At 35.3% G+C, this 11,527-nt stretch carries 7 protein-coding genes; all 7 read right to left on the bottom strand.

The genetic code is table 11. The annotated features are described in order from the left end of the window. The 7 genes from K8P02_RS09295 to K8P02_RS09325 all read right to left on the bottom strand — a co-directional run bounded on the left by K8P02_RS09295 (position 1) and on the right by K8P02_RS09325 (position 11,490). Complete coding sequence (locus tag K8P02_RS09295; protein ID WP_162173714.1) at positions 1-1,635, bottom strand: Ig-like domain-containing protein; 1,635 nt, start codon at positions 1,633-1,635, stop codon at positions 1-3. A 21-nt stretch (positions 1,636-1,656) separates the two neighbouring features. Next, a complete protein-coding gene (locus K8P02_RS09300) occupies positions 1,657-2,466 on the bottom strand; it encodes a hypothetical protein (RefSeq protein ID WP_195660079.1) in 810 nt (269 codons plus the stop codon). Between the two features lie 31 nt (positions 2,467-2,497). Then, the gene (locus K8P02_RS09305; protein WP_025867244.1) at positions 2,498-3,994 is read right to left on the bottom strand and encodes an Hsp70 family protein; all 1,497 of its coding nucleotides are present in this window, start codon (positions 3,992-3,994) and stop codon (positions 2,498-2,500) included. Further along, positions 3,991-5,616, bottom strand: coding sequence for a dynamin family protein (locus tag K8P02_RS09310; RefSeq protein WP_025867243.1), 1,626 nt, complete (start codon positions 5,614-5,616; stop codon positions 3,991-3,993). Before K8P02_RS09310 ends, K8P02_RS09305 begins: the two co-directional genes overlap by 4 nt. Before the next feature lie 5 nt (positions 5,617-5,621). Next, positions 5,622-7,430: a dynamin family protein gene (locus K8P02_RS09315; RefSeq protein WP_155921445.1), complete on the bottom strand. Its 1,809-nt coding sequence runs from the start codon at positions 7,428-7,430 to the stop codon at positions 5,622-5,624. 4 nt (positions 7,431-7,434) lie between these two features. Then, entirely contained in the window at positions 7,435-8,529 is a 1,095-nt protein-coding gene (locus K8P02_RS09320) for a C39 family peptidase (protein WP_025867241.1), read from the bottom strand. Positions 8,530-9,762: 1,233 nt separating this feature from the next. After that, positions 9,763-11,490, bottom strand: coding sequence for an ATP-binding protein (locus tag K8P02_RS09325; protein WP_025867239.1), 1,728 nt, complete (start codon positions 11,488-11,490; stop codon positions 9,763-9,765). Between the last annotated feature and the right edge of the window lie 37 nt (positions 11,491-11,527).

An 11,527-nucleotide genomic window follows, 5' to 3' on the forward strand; every position in this document is an offset into this window, starting at 1 on the left:
TTAGTTTTGATTTATAGTTAACAATAATGTATCCTGTTCTTGATCATTATATGATACAATAATTTTAACAACTCCAACAGATACCGGTGTAACTTGACCCGAACTAGAATTAATAGTAGCTATAGATGAATCTTCTGAGCTGAAACATATAAGCTCATCAACTACCGGTCCGCTTTTTTCTAATAGAACACAATAATCCTTTTTTGTTATCGGAATACTTCCTGTACCTGTATTTTTCCAAGATTTAATTTTAATTGTGACATCATTATTTCCTGTCACCTCTTTATCTTGCGGTTCAACTGTTAGTACACAATCATAACTTTGCCCAGCGATAGTCGCCACAATATTTGTCGTACCTTCTTTAACAGCAGTTACCCCCCCTTTATCATCGACGGTTGCAACATCGCTATTATCCGAAGACCAATTAATCTCTGAATTTCCTTCTGTTCCATTAACTACTAATGTGAAAGTTTGTCCAACCCGTAATTGTCTTTTAGTTTCAGATAAAGTAAGAAGAGATAAATTCGAATTTTCATTTTTCACCTTGACTTCAACGTTACATTTTCCGATTTCTTTGTTATCAACTAAAAGAATAACTTTGGCTATTCCTTCTTTTTTAGCAGTTACTTTTCCTTTTTCATTTACAGTCGCAACTTCCTCTTCAGATGACCTCCATGTAACTTTTCGTTTATTCATTACATTCCCAGCTTCTAATATTTCACTATCACCAACATTCAAAGTCAATTCGGTAGCTGAAATTATAGGTTCTTTCTCGTCATCGTCATCAAACCATGAAATTACAGTTTCTGTCGCTGATTTTCCATAGTCAATCACCGTTTTGATAGAAAATATAGAGGCAATCACCAAGATCAAAGCTATTAGGTTCACAATCTTGTTTTTTTTTAGAATCTCCCAAATTTTCTTGTAATCATTTATCCATGAGGGATTTTCATTCTGAGGTTCAAAACTGTTGCTATTCTCCCGGTTTAGATTATCTTCTATAGTGTTACAAATATCAAGAGGTTCCTCATTTGCATGTCGTTGTCCTGTTCCATCCGTTCTCACACTACGAGACATTCTCGTATGAGAACGTTCAACAAAAGGGTTAAGATTACTATCTTCTCCATCATAATATTTCAATTGAAAATATTCCTCTGGAATAATGTCATCACCAACTTCAATTTCTACACGCTCATAATTAGGCCGGTTATGTTGACGTACCACATTTCTTGGATTATCCATATGATACATGGTTAATCTAAATTTCGGATCAATATTAACCAACCCTGATATTACACCACTGGGATTTTGTTGTGCAAAAGTTGTATTTGTACCATCATCAGTTGATGAAAATACATCCATTGAACCTGGGTGTCTATGCCATAGTCCAAGTAATTCCAGAGGTATTTTATACTGATTTGCAACTGACTGAGCCAAATAATTGACAAAGGCATCATCGTACTCAAAATATGCAATTTCAAATATACATCTTATGCCAGGAGGCAAAACCTCCATAACAATCCATACTCCATTATCAAGGGTATGTCCTAATAAGATACCGCCAGTCTCGACAGGATCTTTGTCGAAGCTTTCTCTAATAACAGCATTGTATGCCTTATTAGAGAAAACCACCATTTGACATTTATTACTCATAGACTAAATACCACCATGCCTGTTAAACGTTTCTTTAGAAAGGTCACCTGTAAGAACTAACTCATAAGACATAAGCCATTTCACAGACCAGCCAAGCACAGAAGCCGCACTAGTAACCGTAGAACCTGTTGAAACATTATCAGCTTCATTTGTACAGAGGTAAAGATTTTCAGATGAATCTCTCAAAAGATGGAAAGGTCTGAATCCACATTTGTTGATCAAATCATCCACATCTGGTAAAACCGGATATACACGAACTGAAGATCCCATTACCTGCTGAGGATGGTTGTTATTATAGACAGCCATAACGGTATATGTAAGGCGCTCGTTAAATTTTGTTTCATAGATACCTGGAATCAATTCTCCAATCCAAAACAAACGGCCATCATCAAGTTTGTCAAGTTTAAAATGAGGAAATGCTTTAGCCATTGCTATTTTCTCCATCTCAAGCAGTTCAGGATCTCTTTCATACCACTGATTTACTGCCAACTTTCCCTTTGGAATACTAATAGTAGAGTCTGTACCCTTATCATCTGTTACAGAACCATTATTCTTGAGGGTTATTTTACCACCTTCAAGCAACTTTTTTTTCAAAGCCTCACGTTTTGCTTTCAAAGCGGCATCATCCTCTGCCAACTTTCCTTTGGGGATACTGATAGTAGAGTCTGTACCCTTATCATCTGTTACAGAGCCATTATTCTTGAGGGTTATTTTACCACCTTCAAGCAACTTCTTCTTCAAAGCCTCACGCTTAGCCTTCAACTCGGCATCATCTTCTGCCAATCTTCCTTTTGGAATAAAAATCTTGTTCATATTAAAATGTTTTATATTATGAATACCATAGTTATTCTAATCTTTCATCCGATGTACTATTTTCTACTATTGAATTGGTTATTTGTGCCCAATAAGAGAGATCAAATATCTGTTGTGTAAACCTTTCATATCCTTCAGAATCCAACTTCTCTTGTACACAAATTAACAGTTCAACCAACATGTCGACAGCATCTTCCCCAATAACATCCATTACAGGCTGGAATACTAAATTACCATTATCAATTTGCAGTCGATCAACAAGTATCTGATATATTTGAAGCAAATAGTTATAAGAATCTTCTCGCTCTGTTTGAATATAATCTTTGTAAAAATAGTATGCACCTTTCAACCAATTTTTAGCCACTGATGTTCCTTGGTAATAAACCAAACCTTGTTCAAACAGACCGTTATTCACATCATCTTGATGGCAGGCTTTCGTGTTCTTATTCGTAATGTAAATTATGCCACCCAAACTTACAGCAAATAGGGAATCTATTAAAATCCCTTCTTCAGATTTATTCTGAATAATAGGCACCTCTACATTTTGACCCATAAGATATCGCTCAAATAGCTTCTTTACACAAGGAATTACACAAGAGCCTCCGATAAGAAGTATTCTATTTATGTCTGACCATTGTTTTCTAACAGAGCGAATCAAGACTTGACACTCCTGAAAGGTTTTTTCCAGTAATGGTGTAATTAAAGTCTCAAACTCTTTTTGTGTAATATCAAAAGTTTGTCCTTTTAGAATCGGAATTGGATACGAAACAGAGTCATTTTCAGATAAAGCTTCTTTAATTTTCCGACACATCCTGCTCAAAGTGTCTATCTGAAGCACCCGTAATTGATCATCATTACTATACTCAATAGTTTTAGATGTATTGAAATGCTTATACAAAATAGCATCAAAATATTTACCTCCGCATTCTATTCCTGCAACATGCCCAAGGATTTTATATCCGTTTGAGCAATGTTGTATCAAAGCCGGATCAAAAGTGCCTCCACCTAAATCATAAACAAGAGTTAAACTATCTTGTTGTTGCCGTTGTATACTATTATAATAGATTGCTGCCGCTTCTGACTCTCTCAAGAATTCGACCTTCTCAAACCCTGCATATTGAGTAGCTTCACGCATTACATCAACTCTTGGATCAACAGCTGAATATGATGTTGGAATAGTTATAACAGCAGCAGTTATTGCTTCTCCACCAATAGCATATTCAGCGGATTTTTTTATTGTAACCAAAATCTCTCCAACAATATCTTTATATGCTGCATCAAGATGTGCTATCTTATTCTCATGAATATCCAACTTGAAATTCTTGATAAAACACTCAGGAGACTGGCAACGCCAAGGTAACGCGTCATTACAGACTCTAATTTTACCTGATTCATCCACGTATGCGACAGAAGGAAAGCCATACATATCGTAAAGCCCACCTAAAGGACGGACTTTTACAGGTTTTCCATCTACCAGAACGGATGCAGATGAATAACTCGTTCCAAAATCTATTGATACCCAATTCATACAATTTCATTAGTAAATTTTGTTTTACCCCCAAGAAAAAACATTCTCGCATTATTTAATGTATTCTCAGCACTCTTCATCTCCATATATGTATCTTCTATACGTTGTTGAAGTATATTATATGAAGATGACATCACTTTATAAAAGGCTGCTTTATGAGGCTCTATATCAGAGTATATATTATAGCGTTTCCGCCAATACAAGGCTCTGTTCTTGACCTTTTCAATCATTTCATTAACACTTGCCTCTGAAGGCAATTGCAGTCTTTCTATGACCGAATTACCAAATTCCCCACACAAAGCCATAAACTCATTTATCTCAGTTTCATCATATGAATTCTGATTCTCATATATTTCAGATAAGTAGCGCCATTCTTGAAACTCATGAATAGACAATAATGCAGTAACTATTTTCCTATTAATTTCTTCTATTACTTTAAGTTCTAAAATATCATTGCAAAATGATATGGCTTGCTTGCAAACATCTATTACAGATACGATCGTGCTTTGGCTTTTTACCAAAGCTGCACGATCTCCAAAATGCGCAATAATGGTTGACAACAGTTTTTCAAATCCACTCTTTTCCCTTAACTCCACTTTTAATAAATCAAGTGTACAAGTTGGATTATTCCAAACAGCATCAATTAATATATAAATACCATACAAACCAAACTTTCGATATAACGTCAACCTTCTTTCAACAGGGAGATTAACGTTATAATCTTTATCAACAAACAAATCCGGAGATGATAGCATTTCATATAAAACACCCGGTTCTGTCATTGATAAGCATCTTACACATTCATAATCTTCTTCTGTTATTGTAGATGAAGCTAATCCTAATAATGATGATACTGGCAAAATCGAAAATAATGCCCGCTTAACTTCGGGATACTTATCATATAATGTATTTTGAATAACACGCTTAGCATCGTCTATTATTCTTTTTTGAGGTACCATTGAAGACCACATTGTATCAACTTTAGCTAATACGCCTATAGCATTTAATGGAGTTAACGAGAACGCATCTGTTCCGGAATTTTGGAAATCTTGCAAAATAGTGAAAGTTGATTCTGCAATGCTTTTGGTAAATAGCATTATCACAGCATCAGGCTTTACCTCTTTCAGAAACGCAATGGTGTTTTTAGAATCAATTTCAGATAAAGCATCTAATCCTGGAGTATCAATGATGTTTATTTTCTTTAAAATACTATCATCAAAAAAAACCTCGATATATTTCACCTGTTCCTTCAGCACATTTTCATGTTGATGAGAAGCCCAGAAATCCCAATTATCATATGGAACATACTTTACTTCGCCATTCTTGAATACAACCTTTACATCAGCATTGGAATCTCCATATTTGAGCCAACTAACATTAAAGGTCTCTTCCATCTGACCTGTCCTTACCACCTCGTCCTTACCTAAGATAGCATTTACAAGAGTGGATTTTGAACTACTAATCTTTCCTATTATTGCCAACTGCATAGGTTGAGATAAACGTTCTAATGCCTCTTGTATTTTATCCGATACAAGAGACATTGAAACTTTGTTGTCTACAAGAATCTGCAAACATTCCTGCAAACACTTTTTCAGCTTATCTGCAACACTAATATCAATCATAAATCTTATTTCTCAAACGGATTAGTGAGCAATAATTCGGTTTGTTTTATATAAGTATCAACAAACTGTACTTGCCCTTCAATCACTTCTAATTGCTTCGCAACCTCTTTCTTATCATTTTCAATGCTCTTAATAACATCCATTACATCCTGCATTTCAGTAACAATTTCATTGGTCATACATTCTATGCTTTCTATAATGGCTTCATTGAATTCATCATAGCGCTGCTGGACATATGTCTTCAGATCGTTCATGCCAATAGTAATCTGAGGACCCAATTTTGATTTAAGTTCATAAATACGATTTGCTGTATTAGTATCCTTACTTGACTTATACACATAAGCTGCCGCTGCTGCTAATCCTCCTAATCCATATATTATAGGGCCACAGAATATGGAAAGAACTCCCGCGGCTAAGCCTGCAACACCCAGACCAGGAAGTGCTTGTCTTGTCATATTACATGCTTTATCTGCAATACTCTTCTCGGCAGGCGTCAGATCCACATTAATTCGTCCTGTAAAACCACCTTCTGAAATAAGAATCTCTTCACCTAACAGTTCGTTTACTTCATTAAATCCTGATTCAATCCTCAAATCCACTTCTGCTGCAATAGATTCCAATCCTAAATTGATTTGCTGAAGTACCCAATCACCTCCATTCTCGCTTTTAGCCTCTGGACGCTTAAGAATAGCACCAAGACACTCAGTAGAAAAAAGAATACTTTGTTTGGTAAGCTCGTTGATAACCTTTGTCTGAGAGTTCTTAATAATATGAGTTATCTTTTTTCTGATTTCGGATGAAGGGTTTAATACATTATCCTTCATCTGCTTCAGCTCCATTAATCGTTTCTTGAATAACTCTTGTTCTTCTTCATCTGGTTCTTTTAGTTGCGTAAATTGGTATGCTAATATCTCTTTTATGCCAAACAATGAATTGATTAGATTTTGCTTAACGCTTTCCAGAATAAAATTCTTATACTCAGGAACAGCGTTTTCTAAAATGGAATCTACTATTTCGCAGTTTGAAGATACTTTCATCTTCTCACTTTTGGATTGGTTGTACATATTCCAATGGGCAGATGAAACTGGAATTACATCTACACCTTGTACTGAAATACCACAATACTGAGAAACTTTATTCTTTATATCCGTGATTAACTGTTCTAATTCATCTTTCGTTTTCAAATCACTCTTATTTAAAATGATCTTACAACGTTTTGAATGCGGAACAATCTTTTCTTTATAAAAGTCAAGTTCTGTAGATGAAAGAGGCTCACCTGCATCAGCAACAAAAAATGTAATATCAGCTTTGGGTAACATATATAATGTCAAGAATAAATGTCGAGGATCAAGCCCGCCAACTCCCGGAGTATCTATAAGAGATAGTCCATCCTCCAATTTCGGAGATGGAATCTCTATAATCAACATTATGGTATTCTCTATCTCCAGAGATGTTCCCTTTGCATATTTTTCGATATTATCAAATGAAATCTCTTCAGATTGCAAATTGTTGATATCACCATAATATCTAGTCACCTTACGCTCCTTTCGATATCTGATAATAGATACCACGGCAGTTGCAATACCTGCATCCGTAGGACATAAATCTTCTTCCAAAAAGGCATTGATAAATGAAGATTTACCTCTCTTAAATTCACCACAAACCAATGCGGATACAGAATCCGAAGTTACTTGAGCCATCAATTTCGATAAATGCTCAAGGTCACTTTCTTTATGATGATTCTTAAGAACAGGTGCAACTTTCTTTAATAAAGCATTAAAGCGAGTAATCTTATCGTTGATCTGCTTATTCATAACATTAAGACATAAAAGTTGAATAGAAATCCATATCGTGAGTATCACAGAAATCCAGCATCATTTGCTGTTGCTGACAATATACTGCTGAGTTATAGTCACCAATACTATTGAAATAATCAATAGAGTCACTCAAAAATTCATTATAATCTCCATTACTAATCGGATCAATGAAAGTCATATCTGATCCTACCATAAGACACATTCCCGGATCAGTCATACAATATGAATCATAATCAATTTGGCTAAATCCCATTTCATATGTATTATGCATCATCTGAGTGGCTAAATCTATATCCAAATAGTCATTAAAAGCATAGCCAGAGAATATGTCGCCAAACATAATATCATTGTTAGCTACGCCCCAATATGCATCCATTAGAGAAGACACAGGAAAGTCATAAGTACCCATACCATTCAGACCATATACAGGTAAACCATAACTCAAGTCATTGAATATTTGAAAATCAGTATAGCCCATACCTGCCACAGAATCGATATGCCCTGTATCGTAATTAAAGTTTTGCATTCCATTAATTACATCAGGCACAGCAACATCTGTAGACACCATATAGCAATTGGCATCTGACCATGCATCCATAAATTGATCTAAAGGATATGTTTTATGATAATCTCCACTTCCTGGGTCTGTAACAATTACCTGTATATTATTAGGATCAGACGTGTCAATTCCACTAACAATAAGTGCATGGTCTGGTGTATCTCCATTAAAAAAGTCATTATACCACGCACTAAATTTATTTCCCCAGAGTTCTCCTGAGTCAACGCCAACAATGACCTTATGCCCTTGTGCAAGCTCACTAACAAGATTAAACACATTGGCATCTGCCTGACGAGTACAAGAAATATTGGCATCCTCAAGGAGATTTCCTATATCTTGAAACGTTGTACCTGATCCATCACCATGATACCATCCTTTTTCATAAGAATACTGCACCAATTGGTCTTCCGTAGCTGGAATACCAAATTCATTTAATATAATCTGTTGTGACTTAATTGCACATGTATCAGCATATGTTTGCTGATAAGGATTAACAGCATCACCAACCAATCTATTAGCTTCAAATATATCTGCCATAACTTTGATTATTTTGTTTCCGATGAAGAGTCTTGTATATAGATAAATCTTTCACTCCACGGACTCACTATTTAATTATTATATTTATTAATGACTAAAGGATGGAAAAAGTAACCTTTGTTTCTGTATTATTCTCAAATTTTCAAAAACCCACTTGGTACGTATCCCATAGCTATTGTGAGAAATCTTTTTTATTAATGTTCTCATATTATATTATTTTTATCGACCAAATAAAATAATTAAACATCTGATATTTCATTGAAACATCACTCTTTTTTTCTTAATATTGATTAATCAAAACACGAAAAGCGCAGACCCAATCGTCATTCGTCTCCAGGTATCGCCAAACACCCACTGCACAAATGAACAACTTTGTCTACGCTTCGTTATATTATAAGAAGAGCCATAGTTACCCTTCATTCTCAATAGAAAAAGAAAGGTAAGATAGATACAGGTTATAATAATACAAGCTAAACAACCGTTACTATTTTCTTGTGCAGTCTCATTCAATTTGGCGATTTTAGAGACAAGAATCAGCTTACGCTCGTTAACTAATATTTTTATTACAAAAACAAGTTCCTTCAAACTTGTTTGTCTATGCTCGCAAAATTAAATAAAAAAAAGAATTATACAAATAAATTCTTTGTTTTATCTAAAAAAATAAGAAAGCAGCATGAAAATCATCATCACATTCATTCAGAAGAAAATACATGCTGCCTAAAAATTGTCCTTGTGCAGTCTCATTCAATTTGGCGATTTTAGAGACAAGAACAATTAGTTTACTTTTATTTAAAACTATATACAAACATTAAAGATGCGATAAAGGTATGATAAATAAAAGATATAACAAAATACGATAAAAGCAAAATACACATAAAGAGTCAAAAAGCGTGATTATACATGCTATATTAGTGTGTATCATGCAAAAATTATATACGCATTACGTTCAATCAGATGGATAAAATGAAAACAAGGGATTATTACTACGATATTTTTTATAGTTACTAAAATAGGCACTAAAACGTTTTCGATGGATGAAGTAATAGAGTAGTAAGAGCAGAAAAACGATATATCAGGCAGGTATCTTATTAGAAATCAAGCATTTCAATATAGATATTTATTGCATACAAAAGTACTATTTTAAGTATGCGTTAAATAGGTAATTAATAGTGACTTAAATACGTACTTTTACACCCATAAAGTACGTATTTTTACAATGCTTGTTTAGTATGTTTATACTTCAAAGAATTTGTATCCTTTATTAGCAGCCACATACACCACATACATTTGTATATTATAGTATGGGAATTGTACGCAAATTGTTTTCGCATATTGCTTCACCTGTTCCACATCTTCGCGACGTGGAGCATTGAGTGCCAGTACTTTCTTTGCTTCGCTTGCTTTGAAATACTTGAACTCTACAATCCGGTGATCCTTATAATATTCCGTTCCGGGAATTCCTGTCATCTCAAAATCCGAACGTCCGGCAGGATGGTTCTGTTCTAATGCAAAGGTGTAGCATTGGCTCAGATAACGCGAACACAGTTCAAAGAACGAACAACGAATGAAATTCTCATTCATCTTATCGAATACCTGTGCGGGAAACTGCCCAAGGTATTGATCGTAGTAGTTATGGAAAATACCTTCCATACGCCGGTCGTGAGTAAATTGTTCAAAGGCAGGAACGTAGCGGTTTGCAAAGTTATCAATGTCATTCAACTGGTTATAATAATCCATATAAATGCTACGCATGGTCAGGTTGGGCAACGTCATTCGGAAGGAATTCTTCAATGTCGTCATGCCCAAATAAAACAAGGAGACAGGATAGAAATTCTTGTCGAAAAACTTCTGCTTATTGAACTTGCTTCGTAAATCAGGCTGTGCATAAGCTATTTCATCTTCCATCACCAATGTATTGAGCAACTGTTTGGCATTCTCCTGACTCAACGCAAGCCGACGAATCCAATGGATGTCTGTACGCAAATTCTCATCAATCATTTCATCGGGAACAATACCATTGACAGCAAACTTTTTAAGAAAGTAAGTCAGTATGGTAGAATTAAACAAAGGCTCCGCATTAGGCTGAAACCGGTAACCGTCATAGTTGCTCACGATCAGTTTCCATATTTCATCGAATTGTTCTTCGTTACCGGAATATTTTCGGAGTACATAGCGTAGGTACACTTCTGCCTCTGCATGAGTAAAGCCAAGCATATTTAGAAAGTCAGGTTCGAGTGTCAAGATCTCCGCAATGTTGTATCCACTGGTCAAATCGTCCATTGTGACGGGAAGTACTCCTGTACAGAAACAGGTACGTATGCTTCCCTCACCGATACCTGCCTTTATTATTTTAAAGAAAGTACGTAAGAAACTGTCGGCAGTAGTCACTTGCTCATAGAGCGGATCTTTGTAAGCAGTCAACAACTGGTTGGTAAAATTGTCATATTCATCAATAAGAAGATATACCGGAGGAAGATTATGGGACGATACGTAACGCAACATATCCTCCAACATCTTTGTGACATCGGTTTTATCACTAAATTCAAAATCCGGGAATAAACGTGCATACCTGGCATCGGCTTTCACCATATCATAGATGACTCCGCAATTCAAATCATTAAAGTTCTTTTGTAACCCTTCCAGTGTATCGGTTACTACCATTTTAGAGAAGTCGAAACGAAGCACGAGATATTTATTATGCTCTTTTGTAGGATTACTTCCAACGTATGTGTCTCCAAACAATTCTGTAAAACGATCTGCCATATTCAAATCATAGTAAGCGGCCAACATAGACACTAACAAGCTCTTTCCGAAACGGCGCGGACGCAAAAAGACAGGAGCTTTATATAGTTCCAGATCGGGAATAAACATTGTCTTGTCCACATAGTAAAATCCACGTTCGCGCATTTCTACATAGTTTGCCACAGCATAAGGCACAGTGATTCTTACTGTTGATTTCATAACCTACTCTTCTTATATGAATTTGATATTGCGAATA

This window comes from Bacteroides nordii (assembly GCF_019930665.1).
Classification (GTDB): Bacteria; Bacteroidota; Bacteroidia; order Bacteroidales; family Bacteroidaceae; genus Bacteroides; species Bacteroides nordii.

Excerpts from the sequence above, each read along its gene's own strand:
- K8P02_RS09295 (WP_162173714.1), bottom strand. The coding sequence starts at position 1,635 with ATGGTGGTTTTCTCTAATAAGGCATACAATGCTGTTATTAGAGAAAGC.
- K8P02_RS09300 (WP_195660079.1), bottom strand. The coding sequence starts at position 2,466 with ATGAACAAGATTTTTATTCCAAAAGGAAGATTGGCAGAAGATGATGCC.
- K8P02_RS09305 (WP_025867244.1), bottom strand. The coding sequence starts at position 3,994 with ATGAATTGGGTATCAATAGATTTTGGAACGAGTTATTCATCTGCATCC.
- K8P02_RS09310 (WP_025867243.1), bottom strand. The coding sequence starts at position 5,616 with ATGATTGATATTAGTGTTGCAGATAAGCTGAAAAAGTGTTTGCAGGAA.
- K8P02_RS09315 (WP_155921445.1), bottom strand. The coding sequence starts at position 7,430 with ATGAATAAGCAGATCAACGATAAGATTACTCGCTTTAATGCTTTATTA.
- K8P02_RS09320 (WP_025867241.1), bottom strand. The coding sequence starts at position 8,529 with ATGGCAGATATATTTGAAGCTAATAGATTGGTTGGTGATGCTGTTAAT.
- K8P02_RS09325 (WP_025867239.1), bottom strand. The coding sequence starts at position 11,490 with ATGAAATCAACAGTAAGAATCACTGTGCCTTATGCTGTGGCAAACTAT.